The sequence below is a fragment of the Chitinophaga sp. Ak27 genome (assembly GCF_012726295.1).
In the GTDB taxonomy this organism is placed as follows: Bacteria; Bacteroidota; Bacteroidia; order Chitinophagales; family Chitinophagaceae; genus Chitinophaga.
Map to the genome: position 1 here is coordinate 265,327 of NZ_JABAOB010000006.1, position 26,639 is coordinate 291,965.

Annotated in this window: 21 protein-coding genes; 20 read left to right on the top strand and 1 reads right to left on the bottom strand. The window is 38.8% G+C overall.

What is annotated here, in order from left to right; all coding sequences use genetic code 11:
* The first annotated feature begins 137 nt into the window (after window positions 1–137).
* On the top strand, window positions 138–1,352 hold the full coding sequence (locus HGH90_RS20800) for a sterol desaturase family protein (protein WP_169191814.1): 1,215 nt from the start codon (window positions 138–140) through the stop codon (window positions 1,350–1,352).
* Between the two features lie 57 nt (window positions 1,353–1,409).
* Here the strand turns inward: HGH90_RS20800 and HGH90_RS20805 are convergent, their stop codons facing one another.
* The gene (locus tag HGH90_RS20805) at window positions 1,410–1,910 is read right to left on the bottom strand and encodes an RNA polymerase sigma factor (protein ID WP_168766886.1); all 501 of its coding nucleotides are present in this window, start codon (window positions 1,908–1,910) and stop codon (window positions 1,410–1,412) included.
* 616 nt (window positions 1,911–2,526) lie between these two features.
* Here HGH90_RS20805 and pseF point away from each other — a divergent pair.
* From pseF to HGH90_RS20900, 19 genes are all read left to right on the top strand, one after another.
* Window positions 2,527–3,225 (top strand): pseudaminic acid cytidylyltransferase, encoded by a 699-nt coding sequence (gene pseF / locus HGH90_RS20810; protein WP_169191815.1) that lies wholly within the window; start codon window positions 2,527–2,529, stop codon window positions 3,223–3,225.
* A gap of 298 nt (window positions 3,226–3,523) precedes the next feature.
* Window positions 3,524–4,411, top strand: a complete 888-nt coding sequence (locus HGH90_RS20815) for an aldo/keto reductase (protein WP_169191816.1) — start codon at window positions 3,524–3,526, stop codon at window positions 4,409–4,411.
* Window positions 4,408–5,169 carry a cytidylyltransferase domain-containing protein gene (locus HGH90_RS20820; RefSeq protein ID WP_169191817.1) on the top strand — a complete coding sequence of 254 codons (762 nt, stop codon included), beginning with the start codon at window positions 4,408–4,410 and terminating at the stop codon, window positions 5,167–5,169. Before HGH90_RS20815 ends, HGH90_RS20820 begins: the two co-directional genes overlap by 4 nt.
* Before the next feature lie 4 nt (window positions 5,170–5,173).
* Window positions 5,174–6,493, top strand: a complete 1,320-nt coding sequence (locus HGH90_RS20825; RefSeq protein ID WP_169191818.1) for a glutamate-1-semialdehyde 2,1-aminomutase — start codon at window positions 5,174–5,176, stop codon at window positions 6,491–6,493.
* Between the two features lie 156 nt (window positions 6,494–6,649).
* Complete coding sequence (locus tag HGH90_RS20830) at window positions 6,650–7,228, top strand: GNAT family N-acetyltransferase (RefSeq protein WP_169191819.1); 579 nt, start codon at window positions 6,650–6,652, stop codon at window positions 7,226–7,228.
* Window positions 7,221–9,146: an ATP-grasp domain-containing protein gene (locus HGH90_RS20835; RefSeq protein WP_169191820.1), complete on the top strand. Its 1,926-nt coding sequence runs from the start codon at window positions 7,221–7,223 to the stop codon at window positions 9,144–9,146. Before HGH90_RS20830 ends, HGH90_RS20835 begins: the two co-directional genes overlap by 8 nt.
* A 21-nt stretch (window positions 9,147–9,167) precedes the next feature.
* Window positions 9,168–9,824 (top strand): HAD family hydrolase, encoded by a 657-nt coding sequence (locus HGH90_RS20840; protein WP_169191821.1) that lies wholly within the window; start codon window positions 9,168–9,170, stop codon window positions 9,822–9,824.
* Between the two features lie 6 nt (window positions 9,825–9,830).
* Window positions 9,831–10,889: a pseudaminic acid synthase gene (gene pseI, locus HGH90_RS20845; RefSeq protein WP_169191822.1), complete on the top strand. Its 1,059-nt coding sequence runs from the start codon at window positions 9,831–9,833 to the stop codon at window positions 10,887–10,889.
* A 746-nt stretch (window positions 10,890–11,635) separates the two neighbouring features.
* Window positions 11,636–14,104 (top strand): SLBB domain-containing protein, encoded by a 2,469-nt coding sequence (locus HGH90_RS20850; RefSeq protein ID WP_169191823.1) that lies wholly within the window; start codon window positions 11,636–11,638, stop codon window positions 14,102–14,104.
* A gap of 65 nt (window positions 14,105–14,169) precedes the next feature.
* The gene (locus tag HGH90_RS20855) at window positions 14,170–15,240 is read left to right on the top strand and encodes a Wzz/FepE/Etk N-terminal domain-containing protein (protein ID WP_169191824.1); all 1,071 of its coding nucleotides are present in this window, start codon (window positions 14,170–14,172) and stop codon (window positions 15,238–15,240) included.
* A gap of 54 nt (window positions 15,241–15,294) precedes the next feature.
* Window positions 15,295–16,311, top strand: coding sequence for a UDP-N-acetylglucosamine 4,6-dehydratase (inverting) (gene pseB, locus HGH90_RS20860; protein WP_169191825.1), 1,017 nt, complete (start codon window positions 15,295–15,297; stop codon window positions 16,309–16,311).
* A gap of 9 nt (window positions 16,312–16,320) precedes the next feature.
* The gene (gene pseC / locus HGH90_RS20865; RefSeq protein ID WP_169191826.1) at window positions 16,321–17,532 is read left to right on the top strand and encodes a UDP-4-amino-4,6-dideoxy-N-acetyl-beta-L-altrosamine transaminase; all 1,212 of its coding nucleotides are present in this window, start codon (window positions 16,321–16,323) and stop codon (window positions 17,530–17,532) included.
* A gap of 637 nt (window positions 17,533–18,169) precedes the next feature.
* Window positions 18,170–19,156 (top strand): hypothetical protein, encoded by a 987-nt coding sequence (locus HGH90_RS20870; RefSeq protein ID WP_169191827.1) that lies wholly within the window; start codon window positions 18,170–18,172, stop codon window positions 19,154–19,156.
* Window positions 19,157–19,497: 341 nt separating this feature from the next.
* Window positions 19,498–20,787: a hypothetical protein gene (locus HGH90_RS20875; protein WP_169191828.1), complete on the top strand. Its 1,290-nt coding sequence runs from the start codon at window positions 19,498–19,500 to the stop codon at window positions 20,785–20,787.
* A 10-nt stretch (window positions 20,788–20,797) separates the two neighbouring features.
* A complete protein-coding gene (locus tag HGH90_RS20880; protein WP_169191829.1) occupies window positions 20,798–22,342 on the top strand; it encodes a polysaccharide biosynthesis protein in 1,545 nt (514 codons plus the stop codon).
* A gap of 12 nt (window positions 22,343–22,354) precedes the next feature.
* Entirely contained in the window at window positions 22,355–23,419 is a 1,065-nt protein-coding gene (locus HGH90_RS20885; protein WP_211172662.1) for a glycoside hydrolase family 99-like domain-containing protein, read from the top strand.
* Between the two features lie 36 nt (window positions 23,420–23,455).
* Window positions 23,456–24,574, top strand: coding sequence for an EpsG family protein (locus HGH90_RS20890; protein ID WP_169191830.1), 1,119 nt, complete (start codon window positions 23,456–23,458; stop codon window positions 24,572–24,574).
* A 6-nt stretch (window positions 24,575–24,580) separates the two neighbouring features.
* Window positions 24,581–25,765: a hypothetical protein gene (locus HGH90_RS20895; protein WP_169191831.1), complete on the top strand. Its 1,185-nt coding sequence runs from the start codon at window positions 24,581–24,583 to the stop codon at window positions 25,763–25,765.
* Window positions 25,762–26,553: a glycosyltransferase family 2 protein gene (locus tag HGH90_RS20900; protein ID WP_169191832.1), complete on the top strand. Its 792-nt coding sequence runs from the start codon at window positions 25,762–25,764 to the stop codon at window positions 26,551–26,553. The genes HGH90_RS20895 and HGH90_RS20900 overlap by 4 nt, the downstream gene beginning before the upstream one ends.
* The last annotated feature ends 86 nt before the right edge of the window (window positions 26,554–26,639 follow it).

Here is a 26,639-nt window from a genome sequence, read left to right on the forward strand (position 1 = left end):
GATAATTGAATTTTATTACTTATTATTGCGATAGATAATTTACCACCACCATTTATTTATCTAAATTCCTTGCATGGGCTGGCACCATGTAGGAAGACCTGTGTCGCGCTATTATTCCGGATTTAAAAAATTACAACGTGCATCTAAACTACCTGGCATTGGCTGTTCCTTTTTTCCTGACGTTTATTGGGTTGGAATACCTGGTAGCGGGTAAACAGGGAAAGAAATATTTTAAGTTTAACGATTCTATTACCAACCTGAGTGTAGGTATCGCGGAGCGGTTACTGGATACCTTTACGGTGGGGCTTTTTTATTTTGTATACGACTGGTTATACCGTCACTTTGCCATTTTTGATATTAAGAGCAGTGTATTGTTGTGGGTGGCCTTGTTGATGTGTACTGATTTTGTATGGTATTGGTATCACCGGTTGGCACATGAGGTAACGGTATTTTGGTGTGCGCATGTGGTGCATCACCAGAGTGAGGAGTTTAACTACACCGTATCCGCCAGGATTACCGTATTCCAGGCATTTATACGTACGGGTTTCTGGGCCATATTGCCGGTAATTGGTTTTCCGCCGGCGATGATCACCAGTATGTTGCTGGTGCATGGGTTGTACCCGTTTTTTATTCATACCCGTACAATCGGGAAACTGGGGATATTGGAATATATACTGGTAACGCCCTCGCATCACCGGGTGCATCATGCCAGTAATCCGCAATACCTTGATAAGAATTATGGAGATGTATTTATTATCTGGGATAAGTTGTTCGGGACTTTTGTGAAAGAGGAAGAAGAGCCGGTGTATGGGCTTACCAAGCCTTTGGAGAGTAACAGTTTCCTGTGGCAGCATTTTCATTTTATCCTGGAAATGTTGTATTCGGTGCGGAGGACCAGTGGCTGGCGCAATAAGTTGCGTATTATATTTGGTAAGCCCGATTACGTGGATCCGGACGCCAGGAGGGTGTTGGAAGAAGCGTTTCTTTTAAGGAATCCACAGGCAGAAGCGCCCAGGTTGATCCGGTATGTATTGTGGCAAATCATTGCCACCCTGTTAGTATTGTTTTCCTTCCTGTTACTGGAATATTATGTGCCGGTTTTTATCCAGGTATGTATTACGTTCCTGATATTATTGACCCTAATCAACTGTGGTGCTATTATGGAGCAAAAGAAATGGGTATTTTACCTGGAGTATGCCCGGTATCTGGTGTTGTGCCTGGCGGGTTATTATATATGGCCGCATGCAGGGTTCCTTTGTGCCGCAGCTATTATCATGATCATGGCCTTTTATTTCCAGTCGCATTTAAAGGAGCGTTATCTGCGGTTGGTATATGGCTATCCCAGATCATAAAAAAATGGGCTGGCCCAGACTCTATTCGAGCTGGCTTAAAATCGGTATAATTTACTCTTATTGCCTGGGAACTTGAGATTTCAATATTTTCCGGGCAAAATGTATCCTACTTTTGATGGTGCCCAGGGGTTCTTGAAGAATATTGGCGATCTCGAAATATTTGTACCCTTCATAATATAACATAAACGGCTTTTTAAAGATACTGGGGAGGTGATATACCGCCACATGGATATCTTTCATTTGTAAGTTAGAGGCCGCTTTGTTACTTACCGCATTCTGCTGGTAATTAATAAAGAAATCGCTGGCATTTGGTTCTGCGATCATCCTGTGTTTCAATCTTTTACGATAGTGATTAATGAAAATATTCCGCATAATGGTGAATAGCCAGGCGCGGATATTGGTGCCTTCCAGGTATTTTTCCTGGTTAGATAAGGCTCTGAAAAGGGTTTCCTGGTAAAGGTCTTTTGCTTGTTCGGCATCTTTAGTAAGGGTAAAAGCAAAGGGTTTCAGGAAATCTGCGTTTCCGATAAGTAAGGTGTTAAATTCAACAGACGACATAATGTTTAAGTTTTGCCTTAATTGATTTAAACAAAGGGGTACTTAAGTATTCAGACGGAGCCAGGTGGGTGGCTAATACATGACTTTTTCTCGTAAAAAATTGATTCTCAAGCAATTGATCTTATGCCAATTCTTAGATCGATAAAACAGGTGGTAGTTTAAGTATGATATAGATTTTTCAAACAGGTAACACAGAACGACTCTGATTAGATTAACGTAAAATGTGGATGAAAGGATTTGGTAACATAGTGATTTTTGTATTACCTACAACAACTTGTTCTATATGTTACAGATACAATCTGTAATGAAATTTATTATAATAACCTTGTAAGATTGAAGACAGTCAGATATAGGTTTATAGGTTATTTTTGTTAGATTTGCCCACAATGCAGCAAGTGGTCAACTGTCAACCGAACTTACACAGCTGTCTTAAAACAGAGGATACACCTGATCAGATTTATTTCCACAGATCTGATGCTGTCTTTCACGAGATTGATAACAGTCCCAATGTTTTAGCCAATAAGTAACGGATTATTAAAAATTAGGTATACTAATATGTAGGTAATTGATAGTATTTTGATTATATATTGATATTTAACTGAGCTAGGCATACTATATGAAAAACATAGCCATAATTCCTGCGAGAGGCGGTAGTAAACGTATTTTTAAGAAAAACATCAAGTCTTTTTGGGGTAAACCTATTATTCACTATTCTATTGATGCGGCGTTAACATCAGGGTTATTTGACGAAGTAATGGTTTCTACAGATGATGAGGAGATTGCTACTTTGGCGTTAGCGGGAGGTGCCAAGGTACCTTTTATGCGAACTGCCCGTAATGCAGATGACTTTGCTACGATAACCGATGTGGTGACTGAAGTATTGCAGCAATATAAGGTCGTAAAACAGGAAGAATATGATAATGTTTGCTGTATATTTGCAACTGCACCTTTAGCCACTCCCAAGCGCTTAGAGGAAGCACTCAACTTAATGGTGGAACAAAAGTTCGCGTCAGTTTTTCCTGTAAGCCAGTTCTCTTACCCAATTATGCGTGCATTGAAGAAAGATCCTGAAACAAATTGTGTATCTATGATTTGGCCAGAGTATTTAACAACCCGCAGCCAGGATATTCCTCCCGCTTTTCACGATTGTGGGCAGTTTTATTGGGCAAATATTATCGAGTTTTATAAGCATAAATCCTTTTTCACTCCCAATTCGGGCGTTCTAGAGTTTAGCCCCCTTGAGTTTCAGGATATTGATAATGAGGAAGACTGGAGAATGGCCGAAATAAAATGGAAGCTGAAATATTCAAGTTAAAGTTATTTGCCCATTGGTACAGAGGGATTGCTATCTATTCAACTTGTAAGATGGTATTATGCGACAATGCGACGCACAAAAAATAAGTGTTTTGTTAACCCACTAATTCCTTCCATCCAGGATGTTGCCACTTATTGGTAATTTAATCTCAATTTAATCTTGTTCTCTCTTAAGTACATTCCACTGCTATTTTTAATTAATTATTAAGCTCATACTAATGCCAAATTTAGGGGGCATTTACTTTTACGGCGTTAATAATACGCGGCGTAGTACGACGACGCGTAAATTAATAATTGTAATGAACCATTTAACCCGTGTGAGTAAGCTAATTTTGGGGACCGTCCAGTTCGGTACAAGATATGGCATTAATAATCAGGCTGGCCAACCCACAGCTTCAAGTGTTTTTAAAATATTCGATGTTGCCAGGAACGCTGGAGTTGTAAATCTGGACACTGCAGAAGATTATGGGACTGCCCAACAAATAATAGGGGACTATCATGCCAACCACGATCTGGGCGATAGATTTGAGGTAATATCCAAGATTTCGCATGGTTTTGTTGGAGGCTCGATAGAAGGCCATCTGCTAGACTCCTTGTCAGTACTGAAACTTCATATTTTGGAAGGCTATTTGTTCCATAACTACCAAATGTATAGAAATTCTCCGGAATTGCTAACGGCGTTGGTCGGACTTAAGGAACGTGGCTGGGTCAAGAAGATAGGCGTTTCTGTCTACTCCAATGAACAGATTGCCGCTGCGATCACGGATCGGCAATGTGATATTATTCAGATTCCTTTCAATTTACTTGATAATTTTACGCAAAAAGGTTATTTACTTGAAAAGGCGAAGGAACTGGGAAAAGAGATTCATGTAAGATCTGTTTATTTACAGGGGCTATTTTTCATGGAATCGAGTTTAATCCCAGCTTATCTCCGTCCATTGGAACCATATCTCAGTAAGATAAAGGCGTTGGCAGAGGAAGCGGCTGTCAATTTAGAAAGTCTTGCTCTGCAATACATAGCAGAGAATGAACATATTGATAAGATGCTTATTGGTGTTGATTCAGTTGAACAGTTAACTGAGAATATTAGTGCATTGAGCGCCCCATTGGATAAGGCTATTTTTAAGGAAATTGACAAAATTAAGGTGCAAGAAACGCCGTTATTAAATCCCGTTAATTGGAAATGAGAATAATTGCAGTAACCCAGGCCCGGGTAGGGTCTTCACGGCTACCAGGAAAGGTATTACGCGAAATCGATGGTATTACGCTACTTCAGATTCACCTTGAAAGAATTTTAAAATCCCGGAGGATTGATAAGTTAAAAGTAGCTACCACATTAGAATCAGAGGCCGCAAGTATTTGCAATATTGCTTCGGCACTTGGGCTCGATAGTTATTGTGGCTCAACGGACGATGTGCTGGATCGCTACTATCAATGTGTCATTGATGAGCACCCAGATTATGTTGTACGCATTACTTCCGATTGTCCACTGATAGATCCGCAAGTGATAGACGAAGTAATTGACTTCACTGTTGCCCATCAGCTAGACTATGTTTCCAATACGTTGTTGCCTACTTTTCCTGATGGTATGGACGTAGAGGTATTTACCATGAAGGCATTGAAGCAAGCCTGGACCGAAGCAGCGCTGCGTTCGGATAGAGAGCATGTAACCCCCTATATCTGGCGCAACTCCTCATTTAAAGGCGGAGCTTTATTTGTTGCAGATAATGTGTCTAGCGGAGGGGATTATGGAGCCTTACGTTTGACTGTGGATGAGCAGGTAGATTTTGATTTAATTCAGTTACTGATAGGCCAACTGGGCCTTAATTCATCCTGGAAGGAATATGCAGATTATGTAAAGACTCATCCAGAGATACAAAGAATGAATCAGCATATTATTCATAATGAGGGATACATCAACTCTATCAATAAAGACATCAAGTAATCATATGATTAGGAATTTTCAGAAATCAGAACAGTATAGAAGTAGGATACATCAGTTGATTCCCGGTGGGGCACATACTTATTCAAAAGGGGATGATCAATTCCCGGCATTGGCTCCTGCAGCGATTGATTATGGAAAGGGTGCCTATGTTTGGGACATAGACGGTAATAAATTTCTGGATTGTTCAATGGGATTATCTTCTGTAAGTTTAGGACATGCCTATGAGCCTGTTTTAGAGCGGGTCAGAAAAGAACTTGAGCGAGGAGTTAATTTTCAACGCCCGTCAGTCATTGAATTGGAAATGGCAGAAACCTTCCTGGGGCTTGTTCCCTGTCACCAGATGATTAAATTTGCCAAAAATGGATCAACTGTTACCACGGCAGCAGTTAAACTTGCTCGGGCATTTACTGGAAGAAATTTAGTCGCATTTCCACAGGAGCATCCTTTTTATTCTTACGATGATTGGTTTATTTCTCAAACAGCCTGTAACAGAGGAGTTCCTGAAGCTATTAAAAATCTTTCGGTCACTTATAAAGCGGACAATCTGGAATCACTTACGGTCCTTTTCGAAAAGTATCCCGGACAGATAGCCTGCGTGATCTCCGAGCCTGAAAAGAATGCCGGTATACCAGAAGCATACCTGAAGAAAGCGATTGACCTCGCTCATCAACATGGAGCCTTGTACATAGTTGATGAAATGGTAACTGGTTTTAAAACGGACTTTCCGGGATCTATTAAAAAGTATAACGTAGAGCCCGATATGGCTACCTGGGGAAAGGGGATTGCTAACGGATTTGCATTTTGTGCCTTAACGGGGAAGAAAGAGGTTATGGAATTGGGTGGAATAAAGCAAAAAGGTAGTGAAAAGGTATTTCTAATTTCCACCACTCACGGCGGTGAAACGCATGCTCTGGCAGCAGGATTGGCTACCATAGCTGAATTTCGGAATAAACAGGTAGTCGCGCATAATCACGCTGTAGGCAGGTATTTTATAGAGAGCCTCAACTCGATTATAAATAAAGCGTCCTTAGGTGATTACATTGAAATGGCAAATTGTGATTGGATGCCAATATTTACCTTTAAAGATAAGGATAAGGCTGTTTCTCCAGGAATGCGAACATTGATGATGCAAGAGATGATTGCCCGTGGTGTTTTATTTCAGGGAGCTTTTATACCTTGTTTTAGTCATCAGCACGAGGATGTTGACTTTTTTGCAGCGGCTTTTGATAGTGCGCTGAACACGTATCAGGAGGCCTTGAATGCGGATTATTCCCAGCATTTAGTGGGAGATCCAACTGCTCCTGTCTTTAGAAGATATATATAATTTATATAATATATAATTTTTTAACGCAAAAAAAAAACGTTTTCATATCAGGTAATCAAAGAAGTACTATTTTTACAACACTTATTTTAATAATTGCGGCCTTATGGATTTACTTGAGAAATAAGTCCATAAGGCAATTTCTCGAAAAAAAAATAAATGGATAACAGTAGTTACGCCTGCTTGACAAAGCAGGTTTATAATTTCGATGATTATACTATTTTGCCGCTTAGACTCATTGATAAACAGGATATTATGAATTGGCGCAATGCACAAATGGATGTCCTGCGCCAGAATAGAGTTTTGACAATCGAGGATCAATCAAAGTATTTTACTAATGTAATCGCCCCTTTGTTTACCCAGGAATTTCCTCAGCAGATATTATTTTCTTTCCTATATAAAAATGTTTGTATTGGTTATGGAGGGCTGGTACATATAACCTGGGCAGATAAACGAGGTGAAATTTCCTTTCTACTTGACAATAATAGATTAAGTGACAATGAACAATATAGGAAGGAATTTTCTATATTTCTTGATTTTATGAAGAAGGTTGCCTTTGACGACCTGAAATTTAATCGATTATTTACAGAAACTTATGACATTCGCCCGTTTCATATTGGGGTGCTAGAGAACAATGGATTTTTACTGGAAGGGAGAATGAAACAACATATATTTATGAATGGAAATTTTTGCGATTCATTGATTCACGGTTTTTTAAAAGAGTATAGAAATGTTTAAAGGGAAAAGAGTATTTATTAGTGGTGGAAATGGTGTTATTGGCAACTGTTTAGTTAGAAAGTTGCATGAACAGGGTGCAGTGGTATTTACCGGCGATTTGAAAGCAAGACCTGTAGATTTACCTAAAGAGGTGCTTTATCGTCAGGGCGATCTGAATTTTATTACAAAAGAGGAGTTAGAGAACTTTGCCCCTGAGTATTTTTTTCATCTGGCTGCCACCTTTGAACGCTCGGCAGAATCTTATTCTTTCTGGGATGAGAATTTTCAGCATAATGTGAAGCTAAGTAATCATTTGATGAGTTGCCTCAAAGATTGTCCTTCTTTAAAAAAGGTAGTGTTTGCTTCCAGTTATCTTATTTACGATCCCGCTCTTTATCAGTTTGATACTCCTGCTTCAACTCCTTACTCTCTGAAAGAAACAGATCCTATCTATCCACGTAACTTGACAGGGGTGGCTAAACTTTCGCACGAGATAGAACTGAGATTCATTAACGAATTTAAAAAGAATCAATATAAAATAGTTTCTGCCCGCATTTATCGAGGGCATGGACTTAACTCCAGGGATATTATTTCCCGTTGGGCAAGAACGTTAATTAATGATGAATCGGCCTCCCTTACTGTTTACAGAAAAGAAGGCATGTTTGATTATATCTTCTCAGAAGATTCTGCTGAAGGATTACTCCGGCTTGCTGCCAGTGAACAAGCAGAAGGTATCATAAACTTAGGTACCGGAAAATCTAGGCGAGTAGCTGACGTATTGGCGATCCTCCAAACCCGGTTTCCTAAGATGACTTATGTGGAGAATGAAGCCGCAGAGGATATTCCATACGAAGCATCTCAATCTGATAATACTTTGTTGAAGCATTTTACAGGATGGTCTCCCGAATATACATTGGAACAAAGTGTAAATGCGATTGTGGATTTTGAAGAACAACGGGGTGGAATTTACAATCATCAGCAATTACAAGGAATTAATGTGCTGGTGACCAGCATCTCAAAAAAAGTACCTTTGCTGCAAAGTGTAAAGCATGCTATGCATAAGCTGGGAAGTGGAAGTAAGCTTTTTGGTGGGGATGTTGACAGCGAACCAATTGGTAAGTATTTTGTGGATGAGTTCTGGAATATGCCTCGTTTGAAAGATGAGTTGATAAATGATATCATTTACTACTGCACATCTAACAATATCAGGCTTATTATCCCGACCCGGGATGGAGAGCTGGCTTTCTGGGCCCTGCATAAACAATTATTCCTGGATAAAGGCATTAGTATTATGGTGTCGGGGGAAAAAGCCATCGAGAATACACTAGATAAGCTTCGTTTCTTTGAAGTGCTTCAGAAGCAACAGTTACCTGCTATTTATACATCCGAAAACCAGGAAGATATTAAAGCTGATAGTTTTGTAGTGAAAGAGCGTTATGGTGCGGGAGCACTTAATATTGGTATAAACCTCAGTAAAGATGCTGCTGCTACCCATGCCAGAGATTTATCAGCGCCTATCTTTCAGCCGTTTGTAAAAGGAAAAGAGTACAGTGTGGATGCTTTTATTACGAAGACAGGAAGGCTGAAAGGAGTAGTAACCAGAGCAAGAGTGAAGGTTGTGAATGGTGAATCTCAGATTACAGTGACAGAACAGAAACCGCAACTGGAAGAGTTGTGCAACAAACTGGTAACAGCGCTACAGGTGACTGGGCATATCGTTCTACAGGTATTGGAAGACGACGCTGGTAATTTCCACATCATCGAATGCAATGCTAGATTTGGAGGAGCTTCCACATTAAGTGTTGCTGCTGGTTTGGATAGTTTTTACTGGGCGCTGCTGGAAGTATTAGACAATGACTTATCTTCTTACCCATTTATTCCCAGAGCTACAGTAATTAAGCAAATCAGATTTGCTGCCGATAAATTGGTACATGCCTGATAAAAACTTTAGAACGATTCAATGATACTTGTTTTTGATTTGGATGATACGCTATACCCTGAGATTACATTTGTAGAAAGTGGTTTCAGGGCAGTAGCTAAGTATCTTCACACAACTTACCGGGTTTCGGCAGAGGACAGTATGGGAGTAATGCTTGCGGAACTTGAAGCTAATGGACGGGGAAAGGTATTTGACAGAGCATTGGAAAAATGGAACTTAAGCACCAAAGAGAGATTGGGGCAATGTCTGCAGGTATATCGTTCACATAAGCCGGATATATCATTGTTTGATGATGCCAGAAAGGTACTAACTCAATGTAAGAACCGCGCTAAATACCTGGTAACGGATGGTAACAAACATGTCCAGCACAATAAAGTCACTGCTTTGGATTTATACCACGAATTCAATAAAGTATTTATTACACGCAGGTATGGTATTGATAGGGAAAAGCCTAACCCTTATTGTTTCCTTAAAATATGTGACCTTGAAAAAGTGAAGCCAGAGGACGTTGTGTATATCGGTGATAATCCCAAAAAGGACTTCGTAGAAATCAAGAAGCTGGGTTTCAAGACCGTGCGTGTTCGAAGGGGCATGTTTAAAGATTACCGTCTTACCGCAGAATATGAAGCGGATAAATTAGTGGAAAGTTTAACCGAGATAGATTTCGAAAAATTATAGTTTTTTATGGAAGACCAAGGAGTATTTTATATCGACAATTTTGCCATTGGCGCAAATAATAAGCCGTTTATCATTGCAGAAATGAGTGGTAACCATAACCAATCGTTGGAGCGTGCTTTACAGATCGTAAAAGCTGCTGCTGCTGCCGGTGCGCATGCAATTAAGTTGCAAACCTATACTGCGGATACTATCACAATTGATCATAGAGGAGGGTTATTTGAAATTACTGATCCGAAATCACTTTGGAATGGTAAAAATCTGTATGAACTTTACCAGGAAGCAATGACCCCCTACGAGTGGCATAAACCAATATTTGAATATGCCCGTGAATTGGGGATTATCTGTTTTTCTACACCATTTGATGAAACAGCTGTTGATTTGTTGGAAGAGCTGGGAGCTCCCTGTTATAAAATAGCTTCTTTTGAGAATATACACCATCCATTGTTAAAGAAAGTGGCGGCAACGAGTAAGCCAGTAATCATATCTTCAGGGGCTTCCACGTTAGCGGACATTGAAGAGAGCCTAAAGGTGTTACGTGAGAATGGATGTAAAAATATTGTTTTATTGAAATGCACCAGCAATTATCCAGCAACACCTGAGAATACGAATCTCCGGACTATTCCACACATGAGAGAAATGTTCAAATGTGAAGTAGGGCTGTCAGACCACACCATGGGAGTAGGTGCGGCTGTGGGCGCTGTGGCTTTGGGCGCTAGGGTGATTGAGAAGCATTTTTGTTTAAGTAGAGCTGAAGGAGGTGTTGATAGCGCATTTTCTTTGGAGCCGGAAGAATTTAAATCCCTTGTGATAGAAACAGAGCGGGCTTTTCTTGCTTTAGGAGAGGTCCAATATGGTGTGCAGGAATCTGAAAAGAAAAGTTTGCTTCACAAGCGTTCTATTTATGTAGCGAAGGATATTGAGAAAGGAGAAGTATTTACAACTGAGAATATTCGTGTTATCAGACCAGGTGATGGACTGCATCCCCGTAATTATGAAAAATTACTGGGGCGGGTGGCAAAAGACGACCTTAAAAAAGGGACCCCGTTATCATGGGAGATTGTGTGATAAGATGACTGTTGAACACAATAGGTATTATTATGCGGTCAAGGATAGTCACTAATGATAGGTAACCGGTTTGCCCGGCTGGGCAAACCGGCCAGACAAACTAGCAATTGTTTATAGCTGCCATAAACCATATTGCCCGCAACGCGTATTACTATAATTGTACCCAAAGTCCCCCGGAATACGCTGACCATAACCCTCTGTCAGAGCCACTGGTACCATACTATTTATAATAATTCACAGAAAGACAGGAAAGAACAAGGTTTAACCCATAATAATGGTGATTAAAGGTTGAATAGTAGATTAATACCCAAATAGGATACATTTTTACCAACTAAATTGATTGTCAAGGGAATGCGACTGTCAGATACCGAACGCTGCAGAAAGTGAGTTGCTCAACATTTTATAGCAGTAGAACTAAAGCATTTTTATCTGAGCAAGCAAATAGTTATATAATATATTAAGCGTATATTACTTGATCTCAATTGATTTATGAATATGAATTTTTTGTTATTTTATGTAAAATATATAACTGGATGCATATTTGCTTAAACTGGAGTTTACTTCTAATTTTTATGTTTGAACACGCATTTAATGGATTCTAATGATTTAAGCTTAAAAATGTTAGGAATTCTCGTAGACCTAACATTTATATGTTATTTTTAATAGATTTGCACCTTTATTTGGCGAAAATCCAGATAAAATTGTTTCCAAAAAAGGTATTTGAGAAAGTTTATATCCTATTATACATGTTTAGAAAATTATTGTTGGTCCAACTGTTCCTATTTGTGGGTTTGTGTATGCTGGCTCCAATATCTTCCCAGGCTCAGATCAGGCAGGTGAATGTTGATAATATGTCGGATGACCAGATCAAGAGAATAGTTGCCGAAATGAAGCAAAACAATATGACAATGTCTGATATTGATTCATATGCGGAACAGAAGGGGGTGCCCGCCTCGGAAGCTGAAAAATTGAAGAGCCGGATAGTAATGATGGGACTCGATAAATCTTTGGAGGCAAAGAAGAGCACGGAACTGTTTCAACAAGACAATCAATATTCCGGCAGGTCATTTAATAATGCTGATACCAGTAAAGTGGACTTGTTCAGACAGGGTACGGATCCTTCTGACGTGAAACGACGTAAGGTGTTTGGGGCAGAGCTCTTCACTAACAAGAACCTGACATTTGAGCCCAATCTGAGAATGCCTACTCCTAGCAATTATAGATTGGCAGCAGATGACCAGGTAATGATTGATGTATATGGTTATTCCGAAGTGCAATATAAACTGACAGTTACTTCAGAAGGTTATATAAGGATTCCCAATCTCGGTCCTGTTTATGTAAATGGTCTTACCATGGAAGAAGCTAAGAACAGGATAACTAAACAATTGTCAACTATTTATTCCACTATTGCGACTGGTAAGACCTTTGTACAGATTTCACTGGGAAATATACGTAGCATTAGGGTATTGCTGATAGGGGAAATTCAACGTCCCGGTACTTATACATTGCCTTCCCTGGCTACGGTTGCTAATGCTTTGTATGTATCTGGTGGTCCGGATGAGAACGGATCGTTTCGTAATATTCAAGTAATGAGGAATGGACAGGTTATCACCACCTTTGACCTATATGATTTTATAGCAAAGGGAGATCTTACCAACAATATCGTTTTACAGGATCAGGATATCGTAAAAGTTAATCCTTATAAGACCAGAATCGAGCTCATTGGCGAAGTAAAACGCCCTGCAATTTTCGAGGCGAAGGACAATGAAACCTTGCAAAACATGCTTGATTATGCAGGAGGGTATACAGACGGATCTTTTAAAGACAATATAACTGGCTATCGTATCAATAGTAAGGAAAGAGAAGTCATTAATGTACCTGCTGATCAGATTGCGTCTTTTAAACTTAAATCAGGCGATCAGTTTTTTATAGATTCTATCCTGAACCGCTTTAGCAACCGGGTTACCATCAGTGGAGCTGTCTTTCACCCTGGTAGTTATGGCATGGAGCGGGGAATGACAGTTGTGGACCTTATTAAAAAAGCGGATGGGGTAAGAGAAGAAGCCTTATTAAATCGTGGATTGATCAGGCGTTTACAAGACGACTTTTCACCAGCAATTATTAATTTTAATGTACAAGATATATTGAGCGGGAAAGTTACCCTAGAGTTAAAAAAAGAAGACAGCGTAGTGGTATTCTCCAAGTTAGACCTGAGACCACAATTCGAGGTGACAATTGGTGGAGAGGTAAACAAGCCTGGCGTGTTTCCTTATGCAGATAGTATGCGTCTGGAGGACTTGGTTTTATTGGCCGGCGGACTTCGCGATGCGGCTTCACTCAAACATGTAGAAGTTTCCCGGAGAATCAGAAAGGGGGACTATAATAGTGGCGATAGCCTGAAAGCTATTATCAAGCAATTTGATATAAGTGCTGATCTCAGTAGCATAAAAGATCAGCAATTGATATTAGAACCTTTTGATGAAGTAGTTATCCGGAAATCACCAGCCTACAGCGAACAATCAAATATAATGCTTGAAGGAGAGGTGGTATATCCAGGGAAGTATGTTATTGTAAATAAAAAAGAACATATTTCTGACCTCATCGCAAGAGCCGGTGGACTTAAATCGGAAGCCTTCCCTGAAGGAGCTGTATTGTTGAGAAAAACATATATCAATAGTTCCGACAGCTCATTATTAAGCTATAAACTGGCATTGTTCTATAATAAACTGGAAGATAGTACGAGTATTAACAGTGTTAAAAATATGATGGAGCGAAAGTATCAGTTACTGGGTATCAACCTGGCTGATATCATAAAGCGGCCCGGATCAAAATATGACATCCTGTTAGAGGAAGGTGATGTTTTGAAGATACCGAAGAAGCTGCAAACAGTTCAGACATTTGGGGAAATTTATTTCCCAAAGAAGATTCGTTACGAAGATAACATCACTTTCAGAGATTATATCCGTGGTGCAGGTGGATTTACTTCCTCAGCGTTGAAAAGACGTACTTATGTAGTTTATCCAAATGGAGAAGTAAAAAGTACCCGGAAGATATTTTTCTTTAATAAATATCCTAAGGTAAAGGCGGGATCAGAAATATATGTGCCTACGAAGAGAGAACGGAGAGGATTGTCTGGACAAGAGGTAATAGGTTTGAGCTCTGGAATTGCGTCAATTGCACTGATAGTAGTGACCATACTAACACGTGTTAAGTAACAGGAGAGTCGCGTTTTATTAAGGCATCAAAATATAAGAGAGCTTCGATAAGTCATTAAATAGATATGGATAAAAATTCTGATCAGATTTCCTTTAAAGAATTGCTACTTAATATACAGGAATGGTGGGTGTATTTATGGAAGAAAAAATGGGTAATCATTCCTGTTTCTTTTGTGGGTGCAGCCCTTGGAGTATGTTTAGCTTTTCTTTCGGAACCCAGATATGAAGCAGAAATAACTTTTGTTGTTGAAGGGCAGGATCAGAACCCCCTTTCAGCATATATGGGGCTAGCCAGCCAATTTGGCTTGAACATGGGGGGATCTGGTGGTGTATTTGAGGGCGACAATATCATGGAGTTCCTTAAATCCAGGTTGATGGTTGAACAAGCATTAATGTCTCCTGTAAAAGGACCAGATGCTAACAAGAAAACGCTGGCAGAGCTATTCATTGAGATCAATGAAGTGCGTAAGGAATGGGAAACAAAACCGGAGTTGAAGAATGTTAGATTTCTGGTTGGTGAAAGCCGAGAAAATTTTACCCGTTTGCAGGACAGCATTTTAGACCGAATCCATCAAAAGATATTGAATGAATATTTGTCGGTAGATAAACCAGACAAAAAGCTAAGTTTTATTTCTGCGAAATGTACCTCCCCAAATGAGGTCTTTTCCAAGCAATTCGTTGAGCAACTTGTTAAAGAAGCAATTCTCTTTTACATTAGCACAAAAACTCAAAAGGCAAAATCAAATATTGATCGGTTGCAGGGACAATCAGATTCACTGAGGACATTGCTGAATAAAAAGACTTATGCAGTAGCGGCGACACAAGATATTAATCTGAATCCTGCCCGTCAGGTAGCAGGTGTCGGGGTAGAGGTTGAAATGAGAGACAAAGCTGTGTTGCAAACAATGTATGGTGAGATTGTAAGAAATCTTGAATTAAGTAAAATCGCCATGTCCCAGGAAACGCCAGTCATCCAAATTGTGGATCGACCAATTTATCCACTGCCTAAGAAAAAGCTTGGAAAAATGAAGGGACTATTGATCGGAGGAATAGCATTAGGATTTATAACAATTTTAGTACTGATTTTAAGGAAAATTTTTAGTGATATATTCAGGACGAATCATTTGGTTAATTGATAAAATTATTGAATATATCCATTTCAGATATATAAGAAATTTAAAAAGTAAGAAATGTTGGACTTAAATAACAAAAGTATCTTTATAACCGGTGGTACTGGTTCTTTCGGAAAAGCTTTCACCAAAATCATTTTGGAGCGTTGGCCCCAGATAAAACGCCTTGTAATTTATTCCAGAGATGAACAAAAGCAATTTCAAATGGCGATGGAATTCCCGGAATCCAAATATCCACAGGTCCGATTTTTTATCGGAGATGTCAGAGACTATGATCGGCTTAGAAGAGGATTGAAAGGCATCGACTATGTAATTCATGCAGCTGCGATGAAACATGTACCTATCGCCGAATATAATCCAATGGAGTGTATTAAGACCAATATCATAGGAGCGGAAAATGTGATCAACGCTTGTTTGGAAACGGGCGTACAAAAAGTGGTAGCGTTATCTACAGACAAAGCTGCTGCCCCCATCAACTTATATGGAGCTACTAAACTGGCTTCTGACAAATTGTTTGTTGCGGCTAATAATATTCGGGGAACTAATCCGATTAACTTTTCAGTAGTAAGATATGGTAATGTTATGGGATCTAATGGATCAGTAATTCCTTTTTTCCTAAACAAAAGGAAGGAAGGTATCTTACCGATTACTGATTCCACCATGACTCGTTTTAATATTACACTCACCGAAGGTGTGGAAATGGTATTGCATGCCTTGGAAACAGCCTGGGGAGGGGAAATTTTTGTGCCTAAAATTGCATCTTATAAAATAACAGACGTTGCTACAGCTATTGGGCCTGATTGTGAGCATAAAGTGGTAGGAATACGTCCTGGAGAGAAAATTCATGAGGAAATGATTACCTCTTCGGATTCTTTCAGTACCTACGACCTGGGGCCATATTATGCTATCTTACCCCAGCATCCTAATTTTAAACTGGGGGACTATATAATTGCATTTGATGCAAAACCTGTTGCACAGGGATTCAGGTATAATTCAGGTGAAAACAGCGAATGGGTGTCGGTAGAGGATATCCGTGAACTTATTGTTAAGCATGTAGATCCAACATTTACCATTTAATAACCGAAGATGAAAATAATACCATACGGTAAACAGGAAATAACATCGTCTGATATTGAGGCAGTAGTATCAGTTTTACAGTCGGACTACCTTACCCAGGGGCCTGCTATTAAAGAATTTGAAGATGCGTTCGCAAACTACATAGGTGTAAAATATGCTGTTGCAGTATCGAATGGCACTGCAGCACTTCATTTAGCGGCTATGACAATTAATATCAAGCCAGGAGATAAGGTCATTACAACTCCTATCACCTTTGCAGCATCAGCTAACTGTGTTCGGTATTGTGGAGGGGAGGTTGTATTTGCAGATATTGATGCCAATACATTTCTATTGGATCTCAATAAAGTAAGAGCACTGCTGGAACAACACCCGAAGAATACTTTTAAGGGTATTATCCCCGTTGATTTTGCCGGATATCCAGTGAATATGGAAGCATTCAGGCAATTAGCAGATGAATATAATCTATGGATTATAGAGGATGCATGTCATGCGCCTGGCGCTTGGTTTACTGATAGTAAGGGTAACAAACAATATAGTGGTAATGGAGTATATACTGACCTGGCTATATATTCCTTCCACCCGGTAAAGCATATCGCAGCTGGAGAGGGAGGAATGATTACTACAAATAAGAAGGAATTATATGAACAGTTACTGCTACTACGTACGCATGGTATTACCAGGAAGACAGATGATTTCAGTAATTCTGTGGCTATAGCTAATGGCTACCCAACTAACAATGAGAGCGTATTTCCGGGATGGTATATGGAAATGCAGGAGTTGGGATTTAACTACAGATTAACCGATTTTCAAGCTGCGCTTGGCTTAAGCCAGTTAAAAAGGGCAGATATGGGGTTAAAGCGTCGTCTGGAAATAGCAAAAAATTACGATAATGCATTCCAGCACCACCCGAAAGTAAAATCTCAGGGTATACAGCTTACTGAAAATAATTTTGAGAATGCCTACCATTTATATGTGATTGAGGTGAATGACAGGTTAGGTTTGTATAATTACCTTAGAACAAAGAATATATTTGCTCAAGTACATTATTTTCCAACTCATCTAATGCCTTACTATCGTCAGTTTGGATGGAAGCCAGGCGACTTTCCTGTGGCGGAAAACTATTATAGTAGATGTTTGAGCTTACCTATGTACCCATCGCTTTCTGATGAGCAACAAAGCTATGTAATTAATGAAATCAATAACTATCTTGCAACGGTGTAAAGCCCGTTGCAAGATAGCGTCGATCATCAATAAATGGTGTTGAGTTATTTCTTGGTTTAATGTAGCAGTTGGTGTAATTATCCCTAGATAAATGCTTGGTTAGCAAGACAGGTATAAACCCCTTTCGGTATCCTGAATGCCGGAATAATAAGCATATGCGATACTCAATTACCCGTAACTTGTCAAAGACATGTTTTTTAAAACTGATCATAACGGATTATTGCAGCATATCCGTTGCAAAACAAAAGCTGATATAGTCAGGCGTTTTTCCCAACGCATAGGTGACAAATCTGTGTTAAGTGCCCTTCCGAGGATTGATTGTGCATCAGAATACCCAGGTTTGTAATGGAGCAGCCAGAGAACAAACTGTTAAATCCGAGATCTACATCTTTAATCTGTTATTAATCTTATTTTCTAGAGGGGAGAGACTATTACGGCGTTTATATTGTGATACTAATTAGAACAATAGACAGTTTAGGCGCATCAGAGGAAAGTATTTAAGTATTCCAAAATATCTAAAATGTTGGAATGATGTGCAGATAGATTTACAATTGAATATATGAGAGTAGCTATTATGTTGGTTGTCAGAACTGTCAAAATCTAATGTTCCTATTTACTTATGCCTAAATTTGAATGTATGCAGAAACTTTTTGTTCTGTTCTTGATTGGTTTTATTATGTTTACTGGCACCAGTTGTGGAAAGAAAGCTGATATATATCGTGGTGTGCAAAAAATATGGTCGAATAAAAGCTATGCCGCTTTTACAGATATAATTAAATTTGATAACAAATGGTACTGTGTTTTCAGGGAAGGGACATCTCACGTTAGTGGTGATGGGGTGTTGCGTGTAATGACTTCTACTGATACAGAGGAGTGGGAGGTAGATACCGTGTTGCGTATTCCCGGGACAGATTTGCGGGATCCTAAATTTGTGGTCGGGTTGGATGGTGAGCTTATTATATATTGCGGGATGAAGGAAACCCAGATCAGCAATATAATGTGGAAGTTAGCTTCTGCGGGAGCTATCTGGACCGGATATATTAAAAGTGATGTTTCCTCAGATTGGCTATGGAAGATGAAGCTAAACGGGGAAGAGCTTTTCTCCTTAGGATATAATTTTAGGAGAACGCCTACGGCTATCAGCACGATATCTCTTTATACAAGTAACAGGCAGTCATTTCCAAACTTCAGGCTTGCCAGAAAGGATTTTCCATGTGGCGGTTGTCCAACAGAAAGCGCTTTTCTTTTTTTGGATGACAGGTCTATGGTCACAATAACGAGAAGGGACTGTGAGAATAGAGCAACAATGCTCGGGATAGCTTCTTACCCTTATGATTCTATCCAGTGGACCAGCTTGAATATTGTACTTCAATCTCCCAATATGATTCAGGTAGGTCAGGATATTTATGTTGCCGGGCGAATTTACAATCCAGAAGACAGAACTGCATTATTTAAACTGGACCTGGGAAAAAAGCAGCTGAAGGAGTTGACTGTATTACCTTCCGGATATGATACCGGTTATCCTGGCCTATATTATGATGATGGTACTTTATACATTTCGTATTATTCAGAAGATACTCACGCTTATAGGGCCATCTATTTGAGTAGGTATAAAATCAATTAATCCCCTCCTAAATGGGAATGATTATGTAACTTCGCGTTTTATTTGTGTGGTTAGGCTTCGGATTGAAGGAAATGGAGTCAAATAGGTGATCATCGGATTTATGATGATCATTTTCCTTTTGGTGAAGTATATCAACCATTAGAAGATACATCCATATTTTTCTCCACCTGGTTTCCTTATCGGGGATATTGTTTTATTTCATTAGCATCAGGTCAATTCAAAAAATTTAAGGGTATCGACGACTTGTATGACTGCCCTTTATTTTGCTGGTAAGTACGCATACATACCAGTTAAAATGCTGTTATCTAATCATGATACTTAAAATGTTAATATAAATAATAATGAGTTTAGAGGAGCAATGCTATCTTTTAAATTATTTAATTGAATCCGATACAGAGGGTTATTTTAAGGATCATATTAATTTAATAAAACTAGAGCTTGATTGGCATATATATCATTATGGAGAACACTTTGCCTTGAAACGAAATGAGGTCCGTGGTGGATTTTCGATTCGAAAAAAAATAATAAAACTATATAATATTTATGCGGCTCTCCGAAACAATCACTGCGACTCCAATAAAAAAAATGTATTGTCATCTGTTTATTTTCCCTTTTTCAATGATGCTTTAAAGAAAGCAGGTATAAATCCTGTTTCGCCCTATTGGGCTCCCATGGGGAAAAAAGTTGCCGGGAATGCGGCTATTATAAGGTCGGTGAGAGGCATTACCGCTACATTAAAAAATGCTTCCTTTCAACAGTTGATCAGTACATCCTTTCAGCAGGAGATAAAGGATTACCAGGAATTGATTAGCACTTTTCTACAGGAGCAACCCTATCAGGCGCTGTTTTTGTATACAGATCAATATTTTCAGGCAAAGGTGAGTATAAAAGCATTTAAACAGCAGAATAGGCCCTCATTTATTTTGTCGCATGGTCTACCTGGTATTTATTCTTCATATATTGATAGTAAAGCAGACTATCTAATGGTGTGGGGAAACAAGATAAAGGAAAATTATATAAAGGCAGGTTTCAGTGAGGAAAAAATTTTAGTTTCCGGGCATCCGGCATATCAACAACGCAATTATACTCAACAGACATTAAGATTTGATTTATCTGATGTCTTGGTATTGGCGAAAGCGGTATCAGCGCACCAACACTCCTATTCTCCTATAGTATGTGATCGGGGGGTATTGGTTATTTATTTGCTTCGTATTAAGGAGGTATTGCAATCCCTGGGTGTAAAGCGTGCCCGGTTGCGACCACATCCTACCATGAGTGTGGATTGGCTATTGAGTTTTTTAGGTGATGACTTCTTCACTGTGGATACGCAACCTCTTCCAGCTTCTCTGCAGCGGTCATCCCTGGTAGTTGGTCCCACGTCAACAGTATTATTGGAATCAGTGTTTCATGGAGTTAATTACACTATATTTGAACCTGTTTTCGAAGGAAAAGATCTGACTGGCTATACACTTGTACCTCCTTTTGATGGAAGTGATGATAATATACCAGTCGCCTTTACCGATAGTGAGCTCCTGCGGATGCTAAAAAATAAAGAATCTGTCAACCCAGAGTTAGTCAATACCTATTTGGCTCCCTTTGATATTACAGCTATTCAACATTTGTTTTGTTAAGATAAGTTAAATGTCAGTAAGTTATACAAAAAATTATTTCAAAATATATTTTTGGAAGTTTATTGGATACTTTGCAAGTTTTGCATCTTTAGGGCTTGTAACTCCAAGAATTACTAGTTCGCCAGCTCTATACGGGATTTTTGCATTTTGCATGTCCTTGAATATTTTTTTTCAGTACGCTGACTTAGGATTTATAAATGCTGCCCAAAAATATGCTTCAGAGTTTTTTGGAAAGAAAGATTTGAAAAATGAGATTAGAGTAACCGGGTTTTCCTGTTTTATGTTTATTCTCTTTATTATTCCAGTTAACCTGGGAATGTTATTCATTTCATTTCATCCTGAATTTATTATAAAAGGAATTAGTACTTCGGCAGATGAATGGAAGTTATCCTCCCATCTATTATTTACTCTCTTTTGTTTCGCTCCAATATTAGTATTACAGCGAATTGTACAGATTATTTTTTCTGTCAGATTGGAAGACTACTATCCTCAACGTATTAATCTGGTCGCTGCTATATTGCGTATTGTATCTGTTTTCTATTTTTTTGGTAATGGCAAATACGAATTGTTTGAATACTTTCTTTTTTACAATTGCCTGAGTCTTATTTCTCTTTGTTGTAGTGTTTATATTGCCAGAAAACGATACAAGTATGATTTTATCTTGTTGTTGAAGAGTTTCAGGTTCTCGAAGGATATGTATGATAAGACTTCGGCGCTGGCATTTAACTCCCTTGCATTGGCTTTTTCGTGGATTCTCTATTTTGAATTGGATTTAGTCTATATTGGTTTCTTCCTTGGGAAGAATGCTGTGGCACATTACGCCATTGGATTTACTGTACTCACCTTCTTCAGAGACGCTTATGGTACTTTTTATTATCCATTTATGGTTAGGTTTAACCATTTCGTTGGAACTGGAAATGCTGAAGGGTTAAAAGAACTGTATCATATCCTCTTAAAAATAGGCGTCCCGATCGTGGTATTGCCACTACTGACTATGATAGCTTTGTCATCTCCCATTATCATATCTTGGGTAGGTAGGGACTATGATAGTTCCGTGAATATAGTGCGGTTATTAACAGCATCTGCTTTATTTGGATTTATTACTTATCCGGCGGGTGGGTTGCTGACAGCGAGAGTACAACTTCGTAGTTTATACGTAAACGCGATAACATTACCCCTGATTTTCTTTGCAGGGGTACTCTTAACCCAGCATTACTTGGGCGTTTTATCATATGCTTTATTTAAAGTAATTTCCATATATGTAAATGTGGTCTACCTGTTATTTATCACATTAAAATATTTCCATATTTCATTATATAATTTTTTAATTACGTATTTGAAACATTTAATTTTGCCAATTATCTTTATCGGGCTTACTAGTTTATTAGTGACAAGGCAGTTCACCCCTGAAAAGGGGATACACAGTCTAATCATCAGCGTAGCCTGTTATGGAGGGACAGTGATCGGTGCAATGGGAATTTATTGGTTAACGGATAAATATATACAGGATTTTTTTAAAGGGATATTTACGAAATTAATAACAAAAAAGCATTGATTGTCAAATATAATGGACGTTAATAAGAATCGAATAATTGCGTTTTATTTACCCCAGTTTCATCCAATCCCAGAAAATGACGAGTGGTGGGGGAGGGGCTTTACTGAATGGACGAACGTTGGCAAAGCCAGGCCGATGTTCAGAAACCATTATCAGCCACATATCCCCGGTGAGTTAGGATATTACGATTTAAGACTCGAAGAGACCCGAATTGCTCAGGCAAAAATGGCCACTGAATATGGAGTAGACGGGTTTGCCTATTGGCACTACTGGTTTGGAGGAAAACGCATTCTTGAGCGCCCTTTTAATGAAGTTTTATATAGCGGAAAGCCTGATTTCCCTTTCTGTCTTGCCTGGGCTAATGAAACCTGGAGCGGCATCTGGCATGGGAATCCGGGTAAAGTATTAATTGAGCAATCATATCCAGGAAGGGAAGATTACTTAAGGCATTATGAATTTGCGAGGACAGCGTTTCTGGATAACCGGTATATGAAAGTCGACAATTGCCCGATTTTCATGTTGTACAGGCCTAATAATGTCCCTGGAGTTGCCAACTTCATCAATTATTGGAATGAACTGGCCATTAAAGATGGCTTTAATGGCATACATTTTATTGCGCTTAGCAATAATCCGGACGCGGAAACAGATGACCTGTTAAAGAAGGGTTTTAGTGCAGTAGGGCCAAACAGGTTGGCAAATCTGCCTTCTACAGCCTCTTTTTTCTCCAAAGTCAAAAGAAAAGTGCTGAAACGCCCATTTATAATGGATTACAAAAAGGCTTCCCGGCTGTTTATTGGGGAGCTGGAGCGTAGGGAAGAATGCTATCCCTCTATTATTCCAGGTTGGGATAATTCTCCACGTTCTGGAAATAGAGCAATGATCTTGACAGATTCCAGTCCTGAGGATTTTTATGAACACGTAAAAGAAGTATTGCATATTAATAAGAACAAGAAAAATAAAATTATCTTGCTGAAATCATGGAATGAGTGGGCAGAAGGTAATTATATGGAACCGGATGTCAAGTTTGGAAGAGATTATCTGGAAGCGCTTCAAAGGGCAATAAAGGAACATAGTTAAGAGAAAATGCAGATTTAACTATAAAAGGGAGGATGAATGCTTTTTTATTTAACAATTTTTATTGTTCTTTTTCTATTTTGCGTATTCGACTATGTAAAGGATATTTCCGCTCTTAAGAAGTTCCTTATTTTTATATTTGGATTATTCTTTGTTTTAGTAGCAGGATTGAGATGGAAAACTGGGACGGATTGGGGAACCTATTACGACTACTTTTCTAGTGTTCAGACTGTTTTTGGAACCCCAATGAATACCTTTGAAGCAGGGTTCAGCTACTTGAATTTATTTGTACGGAATGTTACTTCCAACTATACAATACTGTTGTTGATATCAGCAATTCTGATTATTCCTGGAAAATTTAAGTTTTTTGGTAAATATACTGCATTGCCCCTATTGGCTATATTCCTTTACTACGCCTACTTTTTCTGTGATATATTCTTTGTGCGCCAATCAATAGCTATCACCTTTACACTGCTCAGTACAAAGTATATTATAGAAAGAAAGCTGCTGTTATTCGCATTATTTGTCTACATAGCCAGCCTGTTTCATGGATCGGCTATACTATTCATCTTCAGTTATTTTATATTTAATCTCAAAATATCGAATAAGTTTTTAATTCTTTTATTACTTGCCAGTGTTGTTTGCAGAATAATAGATCTTGATATACGTATGCTGCAACTGATATCTGGTTATCTGGGCTTTAATGAATACCTCAACAATAAAATGACAGAATATCTCCAGGGAGGGGAAGACCAGACTTTTGGAATGGGGGTTAGTAAAGGGATGGTATTGGTACTGGGAATCTTAAAGCGTGCGATTATATTTCCATTCTTCTTCTGGTTCAGAAATAAAATAAGTGCTGATGAGACCAAGGTATATAATGGCTATCTGAATCTATTGGTTATGGGGACCTGCCTTTATTTTCTTACTGGAAACTTTGTGGCATTGCAGCGAATTTCCACCTACTTCTTTGTTTATGAAATTTTACTGATTGTTTTGGTGGTGAAAAATATTCAACAAAAAACAGTCAGGTCATTGGCTTATATGTTCATATTTCTTTTTGCCTTTACGAAGTTCTACTATGGCTTCTCGGGATATAAGGATCTCTATATTCCTTACTATAGTGTTTTTGATACCAAGAATATTAACCGCTATTAATTTTCTATGATAATCATCGCTGAATTGAATCATACAAAGCAGGCTCATATACAATATAACGCATCTATCCTGTCGATATTCTTGCGTATTGTTCGATTCGGAAAAGTTTGTTTTGTTGCAGATAGATATCATCAGGAATACATACTGACCACGCTTTCCCGTGAACAGGCAGCTGTTAATAACTTGACTACACGTAACGTAAAGGTGTCCTATTCAAACCATATTAACAGGCTTTATTGGATTCCACGAATTACATTTGAGTGGTGGAATACCCTGAGAGTGATGCAAAAAGCTAGAAAAGCAAACGCCCCACTGGTTTTCTTTTGTTCCATGTTTCCTACAAGCATATATTTTTTGAATACCATTCTCCGGAGATTTTTTCCTGATCAGAAAATTATCATTACGCTTCATGGAGAGCTGGAGCTGTTGAAGGAAAAAGCGGGGGGCGTCTTACAGAAACTGTTATTAAGAGGATTGCTTAAAAAGCACAATAACACCCACTATCTGGTATTAGGTGATAGCATAAAGCACAATTTACTGAACACGGTTCCTATAAATCAGGAACAAATTCTTACCCTTATACACCCGTATTTTTACAGCCGTAGCCCAAAGGAACAGGTGACTGCTGGAAAAGATAGGCCTATCCGACTGGCTGCTATTGGTTTAATGGCTGTATATAAGAAATCGCATTTGATTTATCGCCTGGCAGAAACACTCAAAGAGAAGGTAATAAATAACAAAATCGAATTCACCATAGTTGGTTCTTTGCATAAATCTATTTTGCCTTATGTGAATGAATGGGTAAAGAGCGATAAGTCAGAAGAGCTACTGGAAAGAGAGGAGTTTGAGAAGCGTATTAATCAGATTGATTACGCGATATATTTTTATGATAATAGCTATTACCAGTTGTGTAGTAGTGGTGCAATTTTTGACGCAGTCAATTTTGAGAAGCCAATTATATCCTTGAGGAATGATTATTTCAGTGAGATATTTGATAAGGCGGGTGCTATTGGATATCTGTGTGATTCATTGGAAGAAATGGAGGAAATGATTGTTAGGATCTTGAGAGCCGGAGATCTCCAGTACAATACTTTTGTAGAGAATATGAAGGCTTTTAAGCGGAATTTTTCCAATGAGGCGTTAGGACAGGAATTTGCTCGTCAGTTAACCGAAAGAGAAATATTCGTATGATAGCTAATAGTAGGAGAAAGCATACTGTATCTGTAGTTATTCCGGCGTTTAATGCGTCTGCTACTATCATTCCGTGTCTGGAATCTGTAATGAAGCAATCCTATGCTGTTGAAGAAGTTATTGTTGTAAATGACGGATCGTCGGATGATACTTCCGCTAAGGTGTTAGCATATGTCAATGCGCATAACTACCAACAGGTAATGGTGATAGAACAGCAGAATAGCGGACCATCAGTAGCACGTAATAATGGTATTTCACGTGCCTCGGGGGAGCTGATTGCATTCCTGGATGCAGATGATATATGGGCGAAAGACAAGTTGCATTGTCAGCTACCCTTTTTTGATGATACGGAGGTGGCAATAGTGGGTGCTCTATATGGAAACGGAAATATAGAGGAGAAAGGAGGGAGTGCTGTGATCTCGTTTAAGCAGATGTTATTCAAGAACTACTTTATTACACCCTGTGTAATAATAAGGAAGAGTGTAATATCTGAGCAGGTCTCCTTCAATAGTGCGAAGAAATTCTCTGAAGACTACTATTTATGGCTGCATATCATATACAGTCATAAGGCGGTTCTGGTCATGCAGAAATTGGCCTGGAATTATTTTAACAAGCCGGCTTTTGGTCATTCAGGATTATCCAGGTATTTATGGGCCATGGAAAAAGGGGAGCTGGATAACTATCAGGTATTACGAAATAAAGGATATATCTCTTTCCCACTTTTTATTGCTGCCAGCTGCTTTTCATTCTTAAAATTTTTACGTCGGAGTTTGCTTTCTTTAAAATAGCTGTTTTGAGCCAACGTAAATATGTTGTTAAATATGGAATAGGGACCTTGGCTTTAAACTTTTTTAATATCAGCGGGTTTAATAAG

Coding starts and splice junctions, on each gene's coding strand:
- HGH90_RS20805 (WP_168766886.1), bottom strand. CDS start 1,910: ATGTCGTCTGTTGAATTTAACACCTTACTTATCGGAAACGCAGATTTC.
- pseF (WP_169191815.1), top strand. CDS start 2,527: ATGAAAAACATAGCCATAATTCCTGCGAGAGGCGGTAGTAAACGTATT.
- HGH90_RS20815 (WP_169191816.1), top strand. CDS start 3,524: ATGAACCATTTAACCCGTGTGAGTAAGCTAATTTTGGGGACCGTCCAG.
- HGH90_RS20820 (WP_169191817.1), top strand. CDS start 4,408: ATGAGAATAATTGCAGTAACCCAGGCCCGGGTAGGGTCTTCACGGCTA.
- HGH90_RS20825 (WP_169191818.1), top strand. CDS start 5,174: ATGATTAGGAATTTTCAGAAATCAGAACAGTATAGAAGTAGGATACAT.
- HGH90_RS20830 (WP_169191819.1), top strand. CDS start 6,650: ATGGATAACAGTAGTTACGCCTGCTTGACAAAGCAGGTTTATAATTTC.
- HGH90_RS20835 (WP_169191820.1), top strand. CDS start 7,221: ATGTTTAAAGGGAAAAGAGTATTTATTAGTGGTGGAAATGGTGTTATT.
- HGH90_RS20840 (WP_169191821.1), top strand. CDS start 9,168: ATGATACTTGTTTTTGATTTGGATGATACGCTATACCCTGAGATTACA.
- pseI (WP_169191822.1), top strand. CDS start 9,831: ATGGAAGACCAAGGAGTATTTTATATCGACAATTTTGCCATTGGCGCA.
- HGH90_RS20850 (WP_169191823.1), top strand. CDS start 11,636: ATGTTTAGAAAATTATTGTTGGTCCAACTGTTCCTATTTGTGGGTTTG.
- HGH90_RS20855 (WP_169191824.1), top strand. CDS start 14,170: ATGGATAAAAATTCTGATCAGATTTCCTTTAAAGAATTGCTACTTAAT.
- pseB (WP_169191825.1), top strand. CDS start 15,295: ATGTTGGACTTAAATAACAAAAGTATCTTTATAACCGGTGGTACTGGT.
- pseC (WP_169191826.1), top strand. CDS start 16,321: ATGAAAATAATACCATACGGTAAACAGGAAATAACATCGTCTGATATT.
- HGH90_RS20870 (WP_169191827.1), top strand. CDS start 18,170: ATGCAGAAACTTTTTGTTCTGTTCTTGATTGGTTTTATTATGTTTACT.
- HGH90_RS20875 (WP_169191828.1), top strand. CDS start 19,498: ATGAGTTTAGAGGAGCAATGCTATCTTTTAAATTATTTAATTGAATCC.
- HGH90_RS20880 (WP_169191829.1), top strand. CDS start 20,798: ATGTCAGTAAGTTATACAAAAAATTATTTCAAAATATATTTTTGGAAG.
- HGH90_RS20885 (WP_211172662.1), top strand. CDS start 22,355: ATGGACGTTAATAAGAATCGAATAATTGCGTTTTATTTACCCCAGTTT.
- HGH90_RS20890 (WP_169191830.1), top strand. CDS start 23,456: ATGCTTTTTTATTTAACAATTTTTATTGTTCTTTTTCTATTTTGCGTA.
- HGH90_RS20895 (WP_169191831.1), top strand. CDS start 24,581: ATGATAATCATCGCTGAATTGAATCATACAAAGCAGGCTCATATACAA.
- HGH90_RS20900 (WP_169191832.1), top strand. CDS start 25,762: ATGATAGCTAATAGTAGGAGAAAGCATACTGTATCTGTAGTTATTCCG.